This is a genomic window from Ruegeria sp. HKCCD7255 (assembly GCF_013031565.1).
Taxonomy (GTDB): Bacteria; Pseudomonadota; Alphaproteobacteria; order Rhodobacterales; family Rhodobacteraceae; genus Ruegeria.
The window spans coordinates 119,594-140,782 of record NZ_WQAG01000011.1 but is presented as its reverse complement, the minus strand read 5'-3'; the positions used below and the strand labels follow the sequence as shown (position 1 = coordinate 140,782).

Genomic DNA, 21,189 nt, shown 5'->3' with positions numbered 1-21,189 from the left:
CCTAACCCGTATTGGATTCGTGGCTCGCGCCGTTGGAATCGTGTTCGCCTGCTGAGAGTGCGCAGCATGATCTTCGGTCGCGAACTCTATTGGATCGAAGCAGAACCAATAACGGTATATTCAGCGATCGCTGTGCGGCACCCACGCCCCCAGATGAGGGTCAACCAGCGCGCAAACGCTTTGGCAAAGCCTTGCTGCTGGGTCATGTCGCCAAAGTTTTGCGTTTTCCTGATCCAGAGTTCAGGGTTGGCTTTCGCGGCCCGAGCGGTCTGATGTAGGTCTTCCCATTGAGGGTCATTGGCTTCGATTTCCGAGCCGTTTTCACGAACCCCTGCGCACATCCGACACCAGAATGCTTCGGCCAGTGCCAAGCCTGACAAGGAAGATCCAGCCGCAATTGCGTCGTTCAAAGACGGATGCAAGAACCCCGGATGCCGTGATGAGCCGTCAAAGGCCACGCGGCGGGTGGTGTCATGGATTGCGGTATTCGCAAATCGCTGTTCGACCAAACTTAGGTATTCCTGCGCTGTTGTTCCCGGGACCGATTGGACATGGGGCAGAATTTCTTCTGTCTGAACCTTTCTGAAAAACGCAGCGATATCGGGATCCTGCATACAGTCGGCAATTGTGGGAACGTTCAGAACTTCACCCACATTCGCAAGCAATTGATGCCCACCGTTCAGAATACGCAGCTTCATGGTCTCATAGCTGTGCACATCGCGGGTCAGCGTTACACCAACCCGTTCAAAAGGGGGGCGCCCGGCGCAGAAATCGTCTTCTACCACCCATTGGCGAAAGTTTTCGTGGGAAACGGGTGCCTGATCATCAAGGCCAAGCGCATGGCATTGAGATACCACCTGGTCCGTTGTCGCCGGGACGATGCAATCGACCATCGAATTTGGAAACGCGCCGTTCTGGTCAATCCAGCGGGCCAGATCAGGGTTGGACATTTGCGCCAATCCGACAACGCAGCTTCGCAGGATCGAACCATTGCCTTGAAGGTTGTCGCAGCTGAGCGCCGTGAACGGTTGAGCCCCGTTCAGGCGACGTTGATCAAGCGCTGCCACCAGAGCGCCAAAGGCCGTGCGGGGCTGGTCGGGGTAGGTGGCATCATGCTTCAGATCGGGGTGGTCGGTGTCAAAGGCACCAGTATTTGCATCCAGGAAATAGCCACCTTCCGTCACGGTCAGAGACACAATGCGGATGGCTGGGTCGGCCATCTTTTGGATCAAGGCTGCATTATTTCGCTCGATCGGTAGATAGTCGATCATTGGGCCGATCACCTCGGCAGAAATCCCCTTTGGGTCAAGCTCTATCAATGTTGTCAGGCAGTCCTGTGCAATAAGCGTCTTGCGCATCGCGGCGTCGTAATCTCTTACCCCGGCACCTATGATGGCCCAGTCATGGGCCAGCCCGTTTTGCATCATTTGGTGAATGTACCAAGCTTGATGAGCGCGGTGAAAATTCCCCACGCCGATATGAACGATGCCGGGTGTCAGATCTGATCTGCGATAGGTCGGAGCGCTCACACCAGCCGGCAAAGCGGCAAACCGGTCGCGGTGCAGTTTTGTCAGGGGGATTGCAGTCGCCTCGGGATCCATCAGCTCATCCAGTTTCCACCGTCAACATTGTAGGTTTGAGCCACGATGTACTTGGCCTCGTCCGACGCCAGAAACACCGCCATGCCCGTCAGGTCCTCGGCGCGTCCCATGCGGCCGTAGGGAACGGCGGCTGCAACCTCTCGTTTCTTTTGGCCGGGGGGTTTGCCTTCGTGTTTCGCAAAGAACGCATCGACCCCGTCCCAGTGTTCGCCGTCCACGACTCCGGGAGCAATCGCGTTGACGTTGATCCCGTGTGAGATCAGGTTGAGGCCCGCAGATTGGGTCAGCGAGATGACCGCTGCCTTGCTGGCGCAATAGACGGCCACAAGCGGTTCGCCCCGGCGTCCGGCTTGGGACGCCATGTTTATGATCCGGCCCTTGGTGCCATGTTCGATCATGTGGCGCGCCACGGCCTGCATTGTGAACAGCGCACCCGCTACGTTGATGGCGAACACGCGGTCATAATCGGCGCGCTCAATCTCGGTGATCGGTGCGGCGGTGAAGATGGCCGCGTTGTTGATCAGGATGTCGATGGGGCCGAAGTGTTCTATGGTCTTGTCGACGGCGTTGTCGATGCTTGATTGGCGTGTCACGTCCATTTCGACAGCCAATGCGGCCGCGCCAATCTCTTCGGCAGCTTCCTTTGCGCGTTGGACGTCAATGTCAGCGATGGCAACACGCGCGCCTTCGGCCACATATGCTTTGGCAAAGGCCAGCCCGATGCCCCGTGCGGCCCCGGTGATGAGGGCGGTTTTTCCGGCCAGACGTGTCATTCGATCCGCAGGCCCTTGGCGTCAAACTTGTGGATCACATCCGCGCGTGGGGTCAGGTGAATCCGGTCCCCGTGGCGAAAACCGACCTCGCCATCGGCACGCACAGTTATCGTCTCGGCCAGCCCGGTCTCGTGGACGTGGAAGAACGTGTCTGACCCCAGATGTTCGGAAACACTGACAACCCCCGACCAGTCCCCTTGGCTTTCTGACACAGCGATGTGTTCGGGCCGAATGCCGATTGTGTGGGCACCATGTTTTGCGGCCTCTTCCCCTTCGATGAAGTTCATCTTGGGAGAGCCGATAAAGCCCGCCACAAACAGGTTGCGCGGTGTGCGATACAGATCCAGCGGACTGCCGACCTGTTCGATCACACCAGCCTGAAGCACCACGATCTTGTCGGCCATGGTCATCGCTTCGACCTGGTCATGGGTTACATAGATCATTGTGGTGGCCAGACGTTCGTGCAGCTCGCTGATCTCAAGTCGCATCCCTACGCGCAAGGCAGCGTCGAGGTTGGACAGTGGTTCATCAAACAGGAACGCGGCAGGCTCTCGCACGATCGCGCGACCAATGGCAACGCGTTGACGTTGACCGCCAGACAATTGCCCGGGGCGGCGGTCCAGATAGTCGGTCAGGTTCAACACGCTTGCCGCCCCTTCAACCCGCTTGTCGATCTCAGCCTGATCCAGCTTGGCCATGCGCAGCGGAAAAGCGATGTTCTTGCGTACAGTCATATGCGGGTAGAGCGCATAGGACTGGAACACCATCGCCAACCCGCGTTTGGCGGGCGGTACGTCGGTGGCATCCGCGCCATCGATGTCGATGGAGCCCGAGGTGATATCCTCCAACCCCGCGATCAGGCGCAGAAGGGTGGATTTACCGCAGCCCGAGGGGCCGACGAATACGGTGAACTCACCATCTTCGATGGTCAGATTCAGCGGCGGAATGACCTGCACGTCGCCGAAGCTTTTGGTCACAGACTTGAGTTGGATACGTCCCATACGTCGTGTTCCTTATTTCACTGCGCCGAAGGTCAGGCCGCGGACAAGTTGTTTCTGGCTGAACCAGCCCAGGATCAGGATCGGTGCAATCGCCATGGTCGAGGCCGCGCTGAGCTTGGCAAAGAACAGGCCTTCTGGGCTGGAATAGCTGGCGATAAAGGCGGTCAGCGGGGCCGCGTCTACGGCGGTGAGGTTCAGGGTCCAGAATGCTTCGTTCCAGGCCAGGATGAAGTTCAGCAATACGGTCGAGGCGATGCCGGGCACGGCCATGGGCGTCAGGACATAGAGGATTTCCTCTTTCAACGTTGCACCGTCCATCCGGGCGGCTTCGAGGATTTCGCCGGGAATTTCGCGGAAATAGGTGTAAAGCATCCAAACGATGATTGGCAGGTTGATCAGCATCAGCACCACAACCAGCCCGCCGCGCGTGTCCAGCAGACCCAGTTGGATGAACAGCAGGTAGATCGGGTACAGAACCCCCACCGCAGGCAGCATCTTGGTGGACAGCATCCACAGCAAGATATCCTTGGTGCGCTTGGATGGCACAAAGGCCATGGCCCAGGCCGCAGGCACCGCGATGATCACACCCAGGATGGTCGAGCCCCCCGCGATGATGACCGAGTTCCACAAGAACCGCATATAATCCGAGCGCTCCTGTACGACGGCATAGTTTTCAAGCGTCCAGTCGAAATTCAGGAACAGCGGCGGGCTGGCGATCGCCTGTGCCTCGGTCTTGAAGCTGGTCAGGATGGTCCAGAGTATCGGGAAAAAGATCAGCAGTCCAACGGCCCAGGCAAGGGCGGTGTTCAGTGTTTTGCGGCGGGATGTGACAGCGCGGGCCATGGTCTTACCTCCTCACGCGTCCAGGTTTTTGCCGACGATGCGCATCAGGAAGATGGCAACGATATTGGCAAGGATGATGGCATAGACCCCTCCGGCAGATCCGAGGCCGACGTTCTGGCTTTCCAGCACGCGCTGGAAGATCAGGTAGGTGAGGGTGCGGGTGCCGAACGCGCCGCCGGTGGTCACAAAGATCTCGGCGAAGATCGACAGAAGAAAGATCGTCTGGATCAGGATCACGATCGTAATCGCGCGGCTGAGGTGCGGCAGAATGATGTGGTAAAAGCGTTTCAATGGCGGTGCACCATCCATCTCGGCGGCTTCCAGCTGTTCACTGTCCAGCGACTGGATCGCGGTCAACAGGATCAGCGTAGCAAAGGGCAGCCACTGCCATGAGACGATCATGATGATCGAGGTCATCGACGCCTCGGACAGCCACGAGACCGGCTCGGCCCCAAAAAAGCGCCACAGATGCGCCAGCAGGCCATTGACGGGATCCATGAACATGTTCTTCCAGACTAGAGCGGATACCGTCGGCATTACGAAAAAGGGTGCGATGACCAGAATGCGGACGACGCCTTGGCCCCACATCGGTTGATCCAACAGCATCGCCAGCAAGACGCCGAGGATGACCGTGATGATCAGAACTCCGCCGACGATTGTCAGGGTCGCCTGGACCGCAGGCCAGAATGAACTGGATGAGACAAAACGGATGTAGTTGTCAAACCCGACCCAACCCAGATCCCCTCCGCGCAGCGGCAGGTATTTCTTGAAGGAAAAGTACAGCGTCATCGTCAGCGGTACGAGCATCCAGCCAAGTAGCAGGACCACAGCGGGTGCCATCATCAGCCGAGCGACGGATCGGGAGTGTTGAGTAGCCATAACGCAAACCCTCTCTGTTCAGGCGGTAGATCCAGCCTGCGAGAAAAACGCGAGTTGGGGAAGGGTGGTGCGGGGGGCAAGACACTGCCCGCCCGCTGGGAGTGTGCCGTCAGTAGCCTGCGGCTTCCATTTCTTCCTCGGTGAAGGCCTGCGCCTTGGCCAGGGCTTCATCCACAGTTTGCTGTCCGGCATAAACCGCCGAGAATTCCTGGCTCACCTGGGTGGCGATACCTGCGAACTCGGGGATCGCGACGAACTGGATGCCGGTATAGGGCGTTGGCTGAGCGCAGCAGTTCTGCGGATCAGCGGCCAAGATCGATTCCAGCGTCATTGCGGCAAATGGGACGTCTTTGTAGTTCGGGTTTTCGTACAAGGATGTCCGGGCGCCGGGTGGAACGTTAGCCCAACCCTCGTTCTCGGCAACCAATTCGATGTAGTCTTTCGAGGTCGCCCATTCGATGAACTTTTTGGCCGCATCTTCTTGCTGCGTCCCTGCTGGGATTGCCAGCGCCCAAGCCCACAACCAATTTGAACGTTTTTCAACGCCTTCCGAGTTCGGAGCCAAGGCAAACCCAACCTGGTCGGCCACTGTCGAGTCATTCGGGTTGGTTACAAAAGAGGCCGCAACTGTGGCGTCGATCCACATGCCACATTTGCCCTGCTGAAACAGCGACAAGTTTTCATTGAACCCGTTGGTCGCATATCCCGCCGGACCAGATTCATTCATCATGTCGACAAAGAAGGTCAAAGCCTCTTTCCATTCGGGTTGGTCGAACTGAGGTTTCCACTCTTCGTCAAACCAGCGGGCACCAAATGAGTTTGCGGTCACTGTGATAAACGCACCGCCTTCACCCCAACCGGCCTTGCCGCGCAGGCAAATACCGTTGATGTCGTTGTCTCGGTCGGTCATGGCCGCCGCCGCCTCGCGGATGAACTGCCAGGTCGGCGCCTCGGGCATCTCCATTCCCGCTTTTTCCATCAGGTCGGTGCGATACATGATCATCGAGCTTTCGCCGTAGAAAGGCGCGGCATAAAGCGTGCCTTCATGGCTCAGACCACCGGCCATTGCAGGCAACAGGTCGCCTACATCATACTCTTCCGACATGCCGTCCAGCGGAACCAGCCAGCCATTTGCACCCCAGATGGGTGTCTCGTACATACCGATGGTCATGATGTCGAACTGACCACCTTTGGTGGTGATGTCTGTGGTCACGCGTTGACGCAGTACGTTCTCTTCCAGCGTTACCCATTCGACATCAATGCCGGTCGCTTCGGTAAAGTTGTCGGTATAGCCCTGCATCCGGATCATGTCGCCGTTGTTCACGGTGGCGATTGTGATCGTCTGTGCCTGAGCCGCGGCGGTGGCGACGAAAGTCAGCGCAGTCGCCGCACGAAGTGCGTTCTTTAGATACATCCCTGTCCTCCCTGAGCTTGGATGTCGTGCAGGGAGGGTAGATCGTAAATTGTCGCGCCGTCAATAAAAACTTTACGCGCGTTAAGAAAATAGCTTACGCGGAGTCCCTTAATACAAGTCGTGTCGGGAAAAGCGTCTCGGTTCGATTCTCGAATTTCCCACCGTTTTCAATGAGTTCAAACAAGGTTTCCACGGCCCGCGTGGCCACGTTGTCATAGTCGTGGGCCGCTGTGGTAAGCGACGGGCAGGTGAACTTTGCGAAGGGATGATCATCGTTCGACGCCAAGCGCAATGTGCAATCCTCTTTGCGACCGACCCGAATCCCCTGTTCGAAACATGCTGCCAAAAAGCCGATGGCAAGCCGGTCATTGCTGCACAGGACGGAATCCGTTTTTAACCCACGCTCTTCCAGAACTTTCAGCGCACCCTTGTGCCCAATTTCTTCAAACGCCCAGCCTTTGCCATCAACTTTGATGATATGAGGTTCGAACCCCAGACCTTCCATCACTTCAACATAGGCTTTTCTGCGCTTGTTGGCGTTGGGGTTGGCAGGGGTGCGCATTTCAAAGAACGAGGGTGGTTCACCGGTGCGGGTCATATATTCCACGGTCTGCGATACAAAGCTGTGATTGTCAGATCCGATAAACGCAGCGCCCAGGCCGTCGAGGTTGCTGTCGAACAGAACAGTCGGCACATTGGCGCAAAATTTCTCGATCGCGGATCTGTCAGAGATCCGACCCAACGGGGCCAACAGAACTCCGGCAGGTTTCATGGATAGAAGCCCGTCCAGAATTTCGTTCTCCAATTTTTGCTCACCATGCGCACTGAAAAGAGATGGGCGATACCCTGCGGCAATACAGCTTTGCTCTAGATAGCGGGCTATCTCGGCAAAGAAGGGATCGGCCAGATAAGGTACAACAATACCGATATTCTTGGTCAATTTCCTGTTCTGATTCACCGCATACATATTCGGGCGATAGTCGAACCGTTCCAGAGCGTCTTCGATGCGTGCCCGGGTCGTTGCACGAACACTGTCAGGATCTTGGAAGTATTTAGAAACTGTGGGTCGCGAGATGCCGCTCAGGGTCGCGAACTCTTCCATGTTTTTTATTTTTGTCATGCCGTTCAGCCTGCGGGTCCTGGCCATCGTAGTCTTATCATAACTTTACATATTCTTTGCGCGCGCCAAAAAAAGCAATAGCTGGGCTGGTACACGCGTGACAACGATTTGTTGATGTGATCGGGCTTAAGAGGGGGCTAATTCGAGAGGTAGATCCGCTTGATAAGTTTACGGCAGCCCATGCTGTGTAAGCTACGCATATCGAGGACCTACGGTTCAGTTCAGCTTTGCATCGTTTGTTTGCCGTTCTGGGAATTGACCAAAAAAAATACGGGCGCGTGTTCGCGGTCTCTTGGCGTAAGCCTCTGCTTTTCAATATAAAATATGCGAAGGCACCAGCTGTACGAGTTCGCAGGTCAGGGACGCCCTTGTCACGCTGCTAGGTCGAATAGGTCAGATGCCGGCATTGGTCGAGGGTCAAAGCCTTCGTGGGCCGCCTACCATGCTGTTACATGATCAACACATGGAGTAGCGTCAGTTGTATATACTTGTTTTATACATATTGCATCAAGTGTATGTTTAAAGCATGTCGAAATTACATACCTCACTTATCGGTCTTTTTTGCACGTTGGCGCTGTCAACATCAGCCTCGGCGCTTCCGGCGACGTCTTCGGCAAGGGCAGAGCTATTTGCTATCTGTTCCGGCAGGCTAGAAGCTTTGGCGACCCGACAGCGCGCCCTGGAAAGCAAGGATCTGGACAGTACGATCGCAATGCAGGAGCAGTTTGACCTGCTGCTGGAGACGGTCTTGCCCTCGGCCCTTATGGAGGGCGTAGATACACAAGAACCAAAACGGTGGCGCGTGCGCGGTTGGGTTGAGATCGCCTATTTATTGGCAGACGTGGATTACAGTTTTGATGCGCGGATCACTCAGGTCGCCAATCGGCAACTCGGCCATCGCATTGCCGAATGCCGGAAGGTTGTGCTTTAGACCTCAGCTAGTTTGATGGGAAAACGCGGCTGGCCCTATGGCCAAGGGGTCTGAATGGCTCTAGGTTGTCCGGAAAGAACAGCGCCGGACCCGCAGCCGATGAACAAGCCCAACGACAACCCCGCAGATCCGTTCAAGAAAGCCTTGGCCGAAGCGACCAAGGTTATGGCGGATGATCCCGAGTTGAACGTGACCTATACGGTGGATCCGTCGGGCATGACGGGTGAGTCCATGCGGCTGCCACAGGTGTCGCGCCGGATGACCCGAGAAGAGGTTCTTCTGGCGCGGGGAACTGCGGATGCTCTGGCGCTGCAGCGAAAGTATCACGATGATTCCACCCATGCACGCTATGCGCCTCCGGGGGATATGGCGCGGGATCTCTATGAGGCGATGGAAGTCGCGCGATGCGAGGCGATGGGCGCACGCGACATGCCGGGCACGGCCAGCAATATCGACGTCAAGATCGGGCATGAGGCGATCCGGCGCGGGTATGACCAGTGCAAACAGCCCGCCGATGCGCCCCTGTCGGTTGCCGCGGGTTATCTGATCCGGCATTTGGCCACAGGGCGCGACCTGCCGCCTGCCGCAGACAATATCATGAACCTGTGGCGTGGTTTTATCGAAGAACAGGCCGGTGGCCTGCTTGAAAATCTTGACGATGTGATCTCGGATCAGGCGGAGTTTGCCAAATTCGCCCGTCAGATGATCAAGGATCTGGGCTATGGAGACCAACTGGGTGACGACCCGGATGAGCTGGACGAAGAACAGGAAGATCAGGCCGAAGAAGACGCCGAAGAACAGCCCGATCCCGACAGCACGGGTCAGGACGATCAAGACGAACAGGACGCCGACGCCAACCCCGAACAGTCTCAGGAAGAGCAGCAGGACCAATCCCAGGCCCAGGTCTCGATGGATGAGATGGCCGAAGAGGAGATGGGCGATGAGGCGGAGATGCCCGAGGGCGAGGCTCCGCTGGAACCGCCTGCGCCGCCGCCCGCATCCGAGGCCGACCCCGACTACAAGGTCTATCTGGACACTCACGACGAGGAAATCGCCGCCGAAGATTTGGCCGAACCGGCCGAGCTTGAACGGCTGCGCGCCTATCTGGACCAACAGCTGGAACCTTTGAAAGGTGCCGTGAGCCGATTGGCCAACAAGCTGCAACGCCGCTTGCAGGCGCAGCAGAATCGGTCGTGGGAATTTGACCGCGAAGAAGGCATTCTGGATGCCGGTCGTCTGGCACGTGTTGTGGCCAACCCGACCACGCCGCTCAGCTTCAAGGTCGAAAAAGATACCGAGTTCCGCGACACGGTTGTAACTCTGCTGCTGGACAATTCGGGCTCGATGCGCGGTCGTCCGATCTCTATTGCCGCGATCTGTGCGGATGTTTTGGCGCGGACGCTGGAACGTTGCAACGTGAAGGTCGAGATCCTGGGCTTTACCACGCGCGCCTGGAAAGGCGGTCAAGCGCGTGAGGCCTGGTTGAACGATGGCCGCCCGCAGCAACCGGGCCGTCTGAACGACCTGCGCCATATCATCTATAAAGGCGCTGATGCCCCATGGCGACGCGCGCGGCCCAATCTGGGCCTGATGATGAAAGAGGGTCTGCTGAAAGAAAACATCGACGGCGAGGCGCTGGAATGGGCCCATCGTCGCATGCTGGCCCGGCGCGAACAGCGCAAGATCCTGATGGTCATCTCCGACGGGGCGCCGGTTGATGATTCAACGCTCAGCGTGAATCCAGCCAATTATCTGGAAAAACACCTGCGTGACGTGATTGCGATGGTCGAAAAACGCAAGATGGTCGAGTTGCTGGCGATCGGGATTGGCCACGATGTGACCCGCTATTACGACCGCGCGGTGACGATCACCGATGTCGAGCAGCTTGCCGGTGCCATGACCGAACAGCTTGCCGCCCTGTTCGACAGCGACCCCCGCGCACGGGCGCGTGTTATGGGGATGAAGCGGGCCAGCTAGACGCGTCCTGCCTTCGTTTAGTTGGTTTTGAGAAGCTGTTGGTCGCGAGCATCGCGCATCGTTGCGACGATTTCATCCTCCGTTGAAAGTGCTCAGGGGAACTGCTTCTGGACATTTGGGGGTTTGCCCATCAGGTTCTCGTGAACCGCTAAAAACGAGGCCTGCCATGTTCCAATCATTCGAAGTGACCGCGCGACCAGAGCAGGGGCCGCCCAGGCTTGCGGCCTTGCGTGGCGAGTTGGAACGCGATGGGTTGGATGGGTTTCTGATCCCGCGTTCGGACGCGCATCAGGGCGAATATGTGGCTCCGCGTGATGAGCGTCTAGCCTGGTTGACCGGCTTCACGGGATCGGCTGGGTTCTGTGTCGCACTGCGAAATATCGCGGGGGTATTTGTCGATGGGCGATATCGCACACAGGTGAAGGCTCAGGTGGAGGCAGGCTACACGTCTGTTCCCTGGCCGGATGTCAGCCTGAGCGCCTGGTTGAAAGAGCAATTGCCAAACGGAGGTAACGTGGGCTTTGACCCTTGGCTGCATTCGCTGGGTCAGATCACCGAGACGAAGGCGCAGTTGCAAGGGACCGGGATCGAGCTGGTGCGCAGCGAAAACCTCGTGGATCGCATCTGGGAGGATCAGCCGGAACCGCCCATGAACCCGGTGAAACCCCATCCAATCGAATTTGCAGGGGAAGACGCCGCAAGCAAGATCAAGCGGCTGGCGCAGGTTTTGGACAAAGACGGGCACGCGGCGGCGGTGATCACCTTGCCCGATTCCATTATGTGGCTGCTGAACATCAGGGGCTCGGACATAGCCTATAACCCCGTGGCCCACGGCTTTGCCATTCTTCACAGCGACGGGCGGGTGGATCTGTTCATGTCCGCGGTCAAACTTGCGGGGCTGGACGAGCATTTGGGCCCGCAGGTCACGCAGCACGAGCCGGCCGCCTTTCTGTCTGCGCTTGAGGGCGTCCAAGGCAAGATCCAAGTGGATCCTGGAACCGTACCGCAGATCGTTGCCGACCGATTGGGCGACAAGCTGGTGAAAGGCAGCGACCCCTGTGCCTTGCCCAAGGCCTGCAAGAACGCGGCCGAGATTGAGGGCAGCGCGCAGGCCCATTTGCGCGATGCAGCTGCCGTGATCGAACTGCTCTGTTGGCTGGATGCGCAGAGTCCGGGCAGCGTGACCGAGACACAAGTGGTGACCCGTCTGGAAGAAAGCCGGCGCCGAGACAATGCATTGCAGGACATTTCATTCGACACGATCTCGGGAACCGGGCCCAACGGGGCAATCATTCATTACCGTGTCAGCGAAGAGACGGACTGTGTGCTGGAAAACGGCCATCTTCTAGTGCTCGACAGTGGTGGGCAATATCTGGACGGAACGACGGACATCACCCGGACCATCGCGATCGGAGAGGTAGGTGATAAAGAGAAAGCCTGTTTCACGCGCGTCCTGAAGGGCATGATTGCAATGTCGATGCTGCGCTGGCCGATGGGTCTGGCCGGGCGGGATATCGAATGCGTGGCGCGGGCGCCGTTATGGCAGGCGGGGCAGGATTTCAATCATGGTTTGGGCCATGGAGTTGGGGCGTATCTTAGCGTCCATGAAGGGCCCCAACGGCTATCGCGGGTCAGCCATGTCCCGCTCGAGCCGGGAATGATCCTGTCGAACGAGCCTGGATACTACCGCGAGGGTGCCTTTGGTATTCGGATTGAAAACCTTGTGGTCGTCCAAAACGCACCCACTTTACCCCAAGGCGATGCCGAAAGGGCCATGCTGCACTGGCGGACCTTGACTTATGTTCCTATTGACCGGCGCTTGATCAACGTCGATATGCTGACCGGGGCCGAACGCGAATGGTTGAACGCCTACCACCGTGAAGTCGCGCAAAAGACGCGCCATCGGGTGGGTGAGGCTGCGCAACTGTGGTTGGATGCCGCAACTGCCCCGATTTGACACCAAGTTGTTACATCTGGCAGGCACAGGAACAGCGCTGAAATACAAAGGACAACGGAATATGACCGATAAGATCACAATACGCAAAGCCACCGGTAAGTGGAGTGTTCGCTCGGGCGGCGCTATCTTGGGGGAAACGCTGCACGCGCTGGAATTGCTTGAAGGTGATCACGACCCGGTAATCTATTTCCCACGCGTTGATATCGCGATGGCCTTTTTGGACCAGACCGACAAGACAAGCCAGTGCTCGACCAAGGGAACGGCGACGCATTATTCGATTGTCAACAAATCCTCGGTGACCGAAAACGCTGCGTGGAGCTATGAAGACCCTTCAGATGCGGTATCGGAAATCAAAGGGTACCTCGCTTTCTATCCGTCCGACTCGGTCAAAGTCGAACAGTTGTAAGCGAATTCGCCAACTGCTTTCTGGGCCGGCCTCTGGTCGGCGCCACCCTCAGCCTTTTTGGAACTCTGCGAAATATTCGTCCAGGACCTGGCGTGTGAATCTGCCTATGCTCGCATAGTCATGTTCCGTCAGGTTCGCCAGCGACACACGCGCCGAGGGGTCCAAGACCTCAAACCCTTTGCCCGGTAACAGCACCACCCCCGTTTCCTTGGCCAGACGGAACAGAAAATCGGTCGCCTTGTCGTTGTCTTCGAACCACTTGGAAAACCGATCGCCATAAAGGTTTGAAGCAAGCTTTTTCAGGTCGATCAGGGAATAATAGGCGATATCGTTTTCCGTGCGGACCAGCGAAATACCCATATGGGCATAAAGCGTATCAAACCGATGCCGGACCAGTCGTTTTGCCGCCGCCTTGTAATCGCCGTTGATATCCATCAGCCCGTTCAGCGCAAACAAGGTCATCTGCAACTGCTGCGGCAGTGACAGTCCAGAGGTGTGGTTCAACGCAACGGCGCGGCTGTCTGCCACCAGACGGTCGATGAACCTGATCGCGCGTGGCTCGGTGGTCAGAGATGAATAACGGCGATCGAGTATTTGTTTGGTTTCTTCTGGCAGCGCTGCCAGCGCGTCGTCCAGCGCATTGTCTTCGTGCAGCCCGATGACACCCAATCGCCATCCCGTTGCACCAAAATACTTCGAGAAGGAATAGACGCACAGCGTATTGCGCGGGCAGCTTGCAAAGAGCGAGACAAAATCATCCGCGAAAGTGCCGTAGACGTCATCGGTGACGATGATCAGGTCTTTGCGTTCGGTATCGACCAGCTTCGCGATTTTCGCAAGCGATGCGTCAGACAGTTTGGCTGAGGGCGGGTTGCTGGGATTAACCACACAGAAAACCTTGATCAACGGGTCTTTGAGCTTGTCGATCTCGCTTTGAGGAAGCTGCCAGTCGTCTTCCTCATCCATACGGATATCGACCACTTCAAGGTCCAGCCCAGGAAGCGGTGGGATTTCCAGATAAGGCGAGAAGATGGGGGTTGCCAGCGCAACCTTGTCCCCTGGCTTGACCAATGCATTCACGCTGAGTGTCTGGAAAATATAGGTCATCGCCGCGGTACCGCCCTCGGTCGCAAACAGCGAAAAGTCACCGCGTCGCGGCATCTTTCCAAACATTTCCTGCGCGATATAGGCTTTGGTTATCTCTTCGGCATGGCGCAGCATGCGCGGTGGCACTGGATAGTTTGAACCCAAGAACGCCCCCACGGCCTCTGACAGAAACGCGGCCCGGTCCAATCCCAACTGGTCTTTGACGTAAGCTATGGCCGCCCGAATGAAGCCAATGCCCTTGTCATCGTTATGCGTGTTTGCAAAGGCTTCGAACCGACCGACGATGCCGTCAGTTTCCGGCAATCCCCCAAAGCCACTGTTCAGATAGGAGTAAGACCTTTCAGCCTCCTGTAACGCGAACTCTCCCATCTTTAGAAAGGCATGACGGGGTAGCGTGGCCAGAAAATTCGGGTTGCCACGACCCGCATTCAACATCATCAGTTCCGCATCGGAGCTGGCAATCTCGATCAGCTTGTCCTTCAGCTCGAACGGGCTGAGCGCGGCTAACTTGGCAGTATCGATATCACTCATGGATTGTCTCCGAGTTATGGTGTCGGGTTGGTTGTGACGACGCCGATAATGATCGGCCCCCACAGTGTCAGAAAGACGTTTGCAACCGCATAGGTCACCGTGAAGGACACAACAGGTGTAGCGTTTCCGGCTTTGGACAGAAGCGCCGCAAAACCCGGGTTTGCGCTGCGTCCACCGACAAGGCAGCCCAAAGCTTCAATCGGGTTCTGGATGCGCAAGACGTAATAGGAAAAGAAAAAGACCACGATCTGCGGCACGATTGTAACGAAGACGCCCAGAAAGAACAGCGTCAGCCCCGACTCTTTGAGCGTGGTCAGGGCTTGCGGTCCAGCTGAAATTCCAACGACGCCGACAAAGACAGCCAGCCCGAAATCCCTCAGGAAATTCGAAGCCCCAACGGGCAAAGCCGCAAAGCGTTTATGCGTGCTGTGTAGCCAGCCAAAGAACAGGCCGGACAGCAGGCATCCGCCGCCGGTTCCGATGCTGACGGGCACGCCACCTATCTTGAATTCGATCAAACCCAGCAAAAAGCCGATCACCAGCCCCAGGCCGAAAAACACAAAATCGGTCACGGCAGCAGCCGAAATCTTGTACCCGACCAGTTTTTCGATCCGGTCGAGATCCTTGGGCGCACCCGTGAAATGCAACTCGTCGCCGCGCCGTAGTTCCAGTTTCGGCGCGATATGAAGATCGTGACCCAGTCGTTTCGCGCTGGTCAGAAACACGCCATGACGGATGTCTGCCCCGATTTCGTCGTGCAACTGGCGCAGCTCTTTGCCGACCAAAGCGCGATTGGACAAAACGATCTCTCGGCCTTCCTGAACCAGTTCGAAACCCGCAGGTGCAATCACCTCTTCGCCAATCGACGGAGCACTTTTCTGAACCAAAGCCGTAGGGCCCGAAACTGCAATGACATCTCCTGCGGCGATCTCAAGCGCATCTGTCAGATCTAAAGCTTTTCCATCTCGAATGATTGCCTCAATCGCAGCATCACCGATCATTCCATCGGCGTCAGACCTCGACTTACCAACGACCGAGGCTGAAGAGCTGACCTCGAAGAACCGTGTCACTACGTCCCGGACCGCATTGAACTGTCCGGGTCCCAAAACCGTGCGCCCTCCGGACATCTGCTCCGCCAGCTTGATAGCCTCGGCGCGAATATCCCATTTCATAATCATGGGTATGAACCATGTTGCGATCAGAATTGGGCCAAGCGAGCCGAAGATATACGTCACCGCATATCCAACCGCGACATTGGTCTCCATCTCGCGCATCAGATCGGCCGAGACATCCAGTTTCGAAATGGCGCCCCCCGCCGTTCCGATGATCGCTGACTGCGTTAGACCTCCTGCTGCCAGCCCCGCAGCGGTTCCCCGGTCAAGATTGAAGACCAAAGCGGCAATGATCACACAGGCCAGACCCGCAACACACATGACAAATGCCGAAGCAAGCTGGTTCAACGAACGCAAGTTCAACGCATGGGCAAATTGAGGCCCGCCCTGATAACCAACCGCGTAGATAAAGAGCGCAAAGAAAACGGTTTTGACACTGGCATCCAGTTCGACGCCAAACTGCCCTATGACAACACCGACCAGCAAAGTGCCTGCGATCCCACCCAGGACAAAGCGGCCAATTGTTAGCTTTCCAACCAAGAACCCTAAGGCGATCGTCACAAAAAGGGCTGCAAACGGTGCAACTGTGAAAAGATGTTCAACAGCATCAATCATGGGCAACCCTATCAAATACAAATTCAACTATTGGGTTATTACAGCCACTTTCAGGTTACAAAACAAGCCCATCTTTGGGTCGTCTCGGCTTATATACGCAGCGCGCAAGCACAACGTGACGCGCGCGCCAGCGATTTTGAGTGTGCTTCGGACTGGCACAAACCAAGTCTGAGCGACTTGCCTGGTAAATTGTTCAAACCCAGGGAAGGTTTGCCAACCATTCTTTGACGGCAACAACCGATCTGCGCGAAGACTGATCGATATGAGACAACAGCCAAACTTCACGCGTCGGAAGGTTTGTCAGTTTGTCACCGGAAAGGCGTTTCAATCTTGGGTCATGCGCAGCGATGGCGTCCGGAAGAAGTGATGTGCCCAGATCTTTGGCCACAGCTTCTAGCGCGGTTTCCGCATCAGCAACCCTCAGGTTGGACCGCTTCCTTTCTGGATCCAGAACATGAGCTTCAAGCCAGCGCGCCTGTGGGAGTTTGGCATGAACATCATCATAGGTGATCCAGCATTGTGTATCGGCATGCTCAGCGGGGTACGAACTTGCCGAATATGCCCCAAAATCCAGTGTGCCGAGTTTCTGAGCCTTTGTGCGCAAACCCCCGCTTGAAGGACGCCCAAGGCGGACCGCAAGATCGGCTTCACGCTTTGAAAGGTCAAGGTTCTCTGACGTCGGAACCAGTTCGACCGTCAAGAGGGGATGGGTTTGCAACAACGGCCGAAGCTTGGGCACCAGAAAACGATTGACGATCAAAGGCACCGAACTGACGCGTACTTGCCCGACGATCTGATGCGGCTTTTGTCCGATGCTTTCGCTTAGGGCCAAATTTTCGCACTCGATTGCCTCTGCCCGAGGCAGGATCGCCAGTGCACTATCCGTGGGTTCATAGCGACCTTGTGGGCTGCGCAGAAAAAGAGAGGTACCCAGACTGAGTTCAAGCGCCTTGATCCTTCTGGATACGGTTGTTTCGCTTACGCCCAGCAATCGGCTCGCCTCTTTCAGTTTTCCCGTACGAAAGAGGGCCAGGGCGTATTTGAGATCGTTCCAATCATGAGGCTGCATAAATGCAGATTAGGTCGGCAAAATTTGCACCTCAATCTTCAAGTTTGCCGTGCGATGCATTGTGCGCACCAAACCAAGGAAATGAGCTATGAAATACATCATACTTTTCGAGGATAACCCTGACTCTGACCCGAACATCCGCAAAACTCATATGTCCCGGCACCTGGCCTTTCTGGAACAGAACAAGGGCAAGGTCGAGGCAGCGGGACCATTGGCCGACCCCGAAAACAAAGGCCGCGACGGCCTGTGGATCTTGGAAGCCGATTCTCAAGCCGAGATCGAAAAGCTTGTGCACGAGGACCCGTTTTGGCCGACGGGTCTGCGTCAGTCCTACGTAATCATCCCGTGGACCCAAGTGTTCGCGGGCTGCGTAAGCCGGTTCAAAGAAACATAGGGCCACCATGGGCTCGGCGCACAAGCACCCTAATGCAATGACCGCGCTTTATGCCGAGTTTCACATGTTGATTTTAGCCTGCGAAAATCAGATACGATGCGCGTGCGGGTCGTACGATTCTGGGCCGCCTTTGGGTATTGGAGTACGTTGATGATGTGGCATCATCTTCTGAATGCTGGACAGATAGAGCCCGCCTAGAACCGCGCTATTCCTCTGTCGCGTCGAAACTTCTATCCTCACCTCAATACTTAAAAAGGTATGTTCCCATGTCCGCTGAACAGCCCGTTTCCGACTCTGTTTACGGTATCGACCGTTGGGGCAAAGATCTGCTGTCTGTACTGCCCAATGGGGATGTGGCGCTGAAGGACCCGGCGCACCCTCAGGCGGCGCTGATCAGTCTGCCCGGTATTCTGGACGACTTGCGACAGCGCGGCATTGCCAGCCCGATGGTTCTGCGGGTCAAAAGCTTTCTTGAGGCTGAAATCCGTCATCTGAACGAAAGCTTCGCCGCAGCAATCGCAAAGTCGAATTACAAGGCCCCGTATCGCGGCGTTTTCCCGATCAAGGTGAACCAGCAAGCACAGGTGGTTGACCGGATCGTCGCCTTCGGGCGGCAGTATGATTATGGGTTGGAAGCCGGGTCAAAACCCGAACTGGTAATCGCCTTGGCACACCGTTTGGCCAAGGACGCGCTGATCGTGTGCAACGGGGTGAAAGATGCCGAATTCGTGCGTTTGGCAGTCCTGTCGCGTCGGTTGGGGTTCAATACGGTCATCGTCCTGGAAAGCCCCAAAGAGGCCGAGATTGTGGTCGAAGTGGCGCAAGAGCTGAACATCGATCCGCTTTTGGGCGTTCGGGTCAAGCTGACCAACCAGATCAGCGGCAAGTGGCAAAGCAGTTCGGGGGATCGGTCTGCGTTCGGCATGAACACCGATCAACTGCTGCGCGTCGTCGACCGTCTGCGCGGTGCAAACCTGTTGCACTGCCTCAAGCTCCAGCATTCGCATCTGGGCAGCCAGGTTCCAGACGTCAACGATGTGCGCCGCGCGGTCACCGAGGCCTGCCGCTATTTCACCGAGCTTACCAGCGACGGTGTACCACTGACCCATCTGGACCTTGGGGGTGGTTTGGGTGTGGACTACACCGGTGAGCAACGCGCAACCGAGAATTCGATCAACTATTCGGTGGCTGAATACTGCGCCAATATCGTAGAAACCGTGGCTTACGCGATGGACGAGGCCGGGATCGATCACCCTGTTCTGGTCACCGAAAGCGGGCGGGCGGTCTCGGCGACCTCGTCGATGCTGATCTTCGACGTTCTGGAAAGCACGCTTTACGATGCGCCAGATGCACCTTCGGTCGAACCCGATGATCACCATCTGGTTTCGGACCTTGCTGCCGTATCGGGCTATCTGGTTGAAGATCGGGCGCAAGAATGCTGGAACGACGCCCGGTTTTATAGGGACGAGCTGCGCGCCCTGTTCCGGCGCGGCTATGTCGATATACGTCAAATGGCCCGAGCCGAACGCATCTATCTGAACCTGATGGCCCGGATCAAGGATATCGCGCAGGGAAACCCGCAAAACGCCGAGCTGGACCGCGAACTGCAAAAAATCGCTGATGTCTACCACTGCAACTTTTCGGTCTTTCAGTCTCTCCCGGATGTCTGGGCCATCGATCAACTGCACCCGATTGTGCCGTTGCAAATGCTGAACCAAACGCCAGACAGGCGCGCGGTGCTGTCCGATATCACCTGTGACAGTGATGGAAAAATGGATCAGTTTATACTGGCCGGGGATATCGCGCCGTCTCTTCCGGTGCACTCACTGCCCGAAGATCAGCCCTATTACCTGGGCGTGTTCTTTGTGGGGGCCTATCAGGAAACCCTTGGTGATCTGCACAACCTGTTTGGCGACACGAATGTGGTGACAATCGACCTGCGCCCGGATGGCAAGTTCGACCTGCTGCACGAACAAGAGGGCGACACCATCGCTCAGGTCCTGTCCTACGTCGAATATGACCCAGCCGATTGCGTCGCCGCCTTCCGCAAAATCGTGGATGAAGCCATCTCGGCCGGTGCGATCCAGGCCAATGAACGGAAAACTCTGATCGGGGCGTATCGCGACTCGATGAATGGCTATACCTATTTTGAATGAGCTCGGTAAGGAGAAGACTTTGGGAAAGACACTTGTCGTAGGGGCTGGAGGGGTCAGCCACGCCGCCGTGCACAAGATGGCGATGAATTCGGACATCTTTACCGAAATCACTTTGGCCAGCCGCACCAAATCGAAATGCGACGCGATTGCCAAATCGGTCAAGGAACGTGTCGGCGTCGATATCGCAACCGCTGAACTGGATGCCTACAAGGTCGAAGATACGGTGGCGCTGATCCGCAAAACCGGGGCCGAGATCCTTGTGAACCTGGCGCTGCCCTATCAGGATCTGGTGCTGATGGACGCCTGCCTTGAGGCCGGGTGTCACTATCTCGACACCGCGAACTACGAGCCCGAAGATGAGGCCAAGTTCGAATACCACTGGCAATGGGCTTATCAGGAAAAATTCGAAGAGCTTGGTCTGACGGCCATTTTGGGGTCCGGCTTTGATCCCGGGGTTACATCCGTCTTCGCCAAATGGCTCAAGAAACACAAGCTTGAAACAATCCGCCAGATCGACGTGCTGGACGCCAATGGCGGCTCGAACGATCAGGAGTTTGCCACCAACTTCAACCCCGAGATCAACCTGCGTGAAGTGCTGGCCGAGGTGCGCCACTGGGAAGGGGGCAAATGGCACCACAGCCCGGCAATGACCCACAAGGTCGAATTCGACTTCCCCGCCATCGGTCCCAAGAACATGTACCTGATGTATCACGAGGAGTTGGAATCGCTTTCGACCCACTTCCCCGAGATCGAGCGCGCCCGGTTCTGGATGACCTTCGGCGACGCCTATATCACCCATGCCAAGGTGCTGCAGAATGTCGGCATGACGCGGATCGACCCGGTCATGCATGACGGTAAGGAAATCATACCGATCCAGTTTCTGAAAACCCTACTGCCCGATCCCGGCGATCTGGGGGCCGAAACCAAAGGCAAAGCCTGCATCGGCGATATCGCTACGGGTCAGGCCAAGGACGGCTCGGGCGAAAAGACCTTCTATATCTATAACATATGCGATCACGAGGAATGTTATGCCGAAGTCGGCAGCCAGGCCGTCAGCTACACCACCGGTGTTCCCGCCATGATCGGCGCGGCGCAGGTGCTGAAAGGCAATTGGCGTGATCCCGGCGTTTGGAACATGGAACAGCTCGACCCTGATGATTTCATGGATATGCTCAACACCCACGGTTTGCCCTGGCAGGTTCATGAACTCGACGGTCCCGTCGATTTCTAACTCCAGAACTTCTTCTGTTCAAAAATACCTCGGGGGGTCCGGGGGGCAGCGCCCCCCGGCTTCTCCAAGCAG

Annotated in this window: 17 protein-coding genes; 7 read left to right on the top strand and 10 right to left on the bottom strand. The window is 56.7% G+C overall.

What is annotated here, in order from left to right; translation table 11 throughout:
• Nucleotides 1–86: 86 nt before the first annotated feature.
• From GOX45_RS17885 to GOX45_RS17855, 7 genes are all read right to left on the bottom strand, one after another.
• On the bottom strand, nucleotides 87–1,601 hold the full coding sequence (locus GOX45_RS17885; RefSeq protein WP_171102619.1) for a mannitol dehydrogenase family protein: 1,515 nt from the start codon (nucleotides 1,599–1,601) through the stop codon (nucleotides 87–89).
• On the bottom strand, nucleotides 1,601–2,374 hold the full coding sequence (locus GOX45_RS17880) for an L-iditol 2-dehydrogenase (protein WP_171102617.1): 774 nt from the start codon (nucleotides 2,372–2,374) through the stop codon (nucleotides 1,601–1,603). The genes GOX45_RS17885 and GOX45_RS17880 overlap by 1 nt, the downstream gene beginning before the upstream one ends.
• The gene (locus GOX45_RS17875) at nucleotides 2,371–3,375 is read right to left on the bottom strand and encodes an ABC transporter ATP-binding protein (protein ID WP_171102615.1); all 1,005 of its coding nucleotides are present in this window, start codon (nucleotides 3,373–3,375) and stop codon (nucleotides 2,371–2,373) included. The genes GOX45_RS17880 and GOX45_RS17875 overlap by 4 nt, the downstream gene beginning before the upstream one ends.
• A 12-nt stretch (nucleotides 3,376–3,387) precedes the next feature.
• Nucleotides 3,388–4,218 (bottom strand): carbohydrate ABC transporter permease, encoded by an 831-nt coding sequence (locus tag GOX45_RS17870; RefSeq protein ID WP_171102613.1) that lies wholly within the window; start codon nucleotides 4,216–4,218, stop codon nucleotides 3,388–3,390.
• Nucleotides 4,219–4,230: 12 nt separating this feature from the next.
• Nucleotides 4,231–5,097: a carbohydrate ABC transporter permease gene (locus tag GOX45_RS17865; protein WP_171102611.1), complete on the bottom strand. Its 867-nt coding sequence runs from the start codon at nucleotides 5,095–5,097 to the stop codon at nucleotides 4,231–4,233.
• Between the two features lie 109 nt (nucleotides 5,098–5,206).
• Nucleotides 5,207–6,511: a sugar ABC transporter substrate-binding protein gene (locus GOX45_RS17860; protein ID WP_171102609.1), complete on the bottom strand. Its 1,305-nt coding sequence runs from the start codon at nucleotides 6,509–6,511 to the stop codon at nucleotides 5,207–5,209.
• Nucleotides 6,512–6,605: 94 nt separating this feature from the next.
• A complete protein-coding gene (locus GOX45_RS17855; RefSeq protein ID WP_171102607.1) occupies nucleotides 6,606–7,631 on the bottom strand; it encodes a LacI family DNA-binding transcriptional regulator in 1,026 nt (341 codons plus the stop codon).
• A gap of 526 nt (nucleotides 7,632–8,157) precedes the next feature.
• Here GOX45_RS17855 and GOX45_RS17850 point away from each other — a divergent pair.
• From GOX45_RS17850 to GOX45_RS17835, 4 genes are all read left to right on the top strand, one after another.
• Nucleotides 8,158–8,562, top strand: coding sequence for a hypothetical protein (locus GOX45_RS17850; RefSeq protein ID WP_171102605.1), 405 nt, complete (start codon nucleotides 8,158–8,160; stop codon nucleotides 8,560–8,562).
• 99 nt (nucleotides 8,563–8,661) lie between these two features.
• Nucleotides 8,662–10,539: a cobaltochelatase subunit CobT gene (cobT, locus tag GOX45_RS17845; RefSeq protein WP_171102603.1), complete on the top strand. Its 1,878-nt coding sequence runs from the start codon at nucleotides 8,662–8,664 to the stop codon at nucleotides 10,537–10,539.
• A 166-nt stretch (nucleotides 10,540–10,705) separates the two neighbouring features.
• Nucleotides 10,706–12,496 carry an aminopeptidase P family protein gene (locus GOX45_RS17840; RefSeq protein WP_171102601.1) on the top strand — a complete coding sequence of 597 codons (1,791 nt, stop codon included), beginning with the start codon at nucleotides 10,706–10,708 and terminating at the stop codon, nucleotides 12,494–12,496.
• A gap of 61 nt (nucleotides 12,497–12,557) precedes the next feature.
• Nucleotides 12,558–12,902 carry a DUF427 domain-containing protein gene (locus tag GOX45_RS17835; RefSeq protein WP_171102599.1) on the top strand — a complete coding sequence of 115 codons (345 nt, stop codon included), beginning with the start codon at nucleotides 12,558–12,560 and terminating at the stop codon, nucleotides 12,900–12,902.
• A 48-nt stretch (nucleotides 12,903–12,950) separates the two neighbouring features.
• Here GOX45_RS17835 and GOX45_RS17830 read toward each other — a convergent pair whose 3' ends face one another.
• The 3 genes from GOX45_RS17830 to GOX45_RS17820 form a co-directional block, all read right to left on the bottom strand.
• Nucleotides 12,951–14,540, bottom strand: a complete 1,590-nt coding sequence (locus GOX45_RS17830) for a bifunctional aspartate transaminase/aspartate 4-decarboxylase (protein WP_171102597.1) — start codon at nucleotides 14,538–14,540, stop codon at nucleotides 12,951–12,953.
• A gap of 14 nt (nucleotides 14,541–14,554) precedes the next feature.
• Nucleotides 14,555–16,267: an aspartate-alanine antiporter gene (gene aspT / locus GOX45_RS17825; RefSeq protein ID WP_174840402.1), complete on the bottom strand. Its 1,713-nt coding sequence runs from the start codon at nucleotides 16,265–16,267 to the stop codon at nucleotides 14,555–14,557.
• A 193-nt stretch (nucleotides 16,268–16,460) separates the two neighbouring features.
• Nucleotides 16,461–17,336: a LysR family transcriptional regulator gene (locus tag GOX45_RS17820; protein ID WP_171102595.1), complete on the bottom strand. Its 876-nt coding sequence runs from the start codon at nucleotides 17,334–17,336 to the stop codon at nucleotides 16,461–16,463.
• 88 nt (nucleotides 17,337–17,424) lie between these two features.
• Here GOX45_RS17820 and GOX45_RS17815 point away from each other — a divergent pair, with 88 nt between their 5' ends.
• The 3 genes from GOX45_RS17815 (at nucleotide 17,425) to GOX45_RS17805 (ending at nucleotide 21,117) form a co-directional block, all read left to right on the top strand.
• Nucleotides 17,425–17,730: a YciI family protein gene (locus GOX45_RS17815; protein ID WP_171102592.1), complete on the top strand. Its 306-nt coding sequence runs from the start codon at nucleotides 17,425–17,427 to the stop codon at nucleotides 17,728–17,730.
• Nucleotides 17,731–17,996: 266 nt separating this feature from the next.
• The gene (gene speA, locus GOX45_RS17810; RefSeq protein ID WP_171102590.1) at nucleotides 17,997–19,886 is read left to right on the top strand and encodes a biosynthetic arginine decarboxylase; all 1,890 of its coding nucleotides are present in this window, start codon (nucleotides 17,997–17,999) and stop codon (nucleotides 19,884–19,886) included.
• Nucleotides 19,887–19,905: 19 nt separating this feature from the next.
• On the top strand, nucleotides 19,906–21,117 hold the full coding sequence (locus GOX45_RS17805) for a saccharopine dehydrogenase family protein (protein WP_171102588.1): 1,212 nt from the start codon (nucleotides 19,906–19,908) through the stop codon (nucleotides 21,115–21,117).
• Nucleotides 21,118–21,189 lie beyond the last annotated feature (72 nt).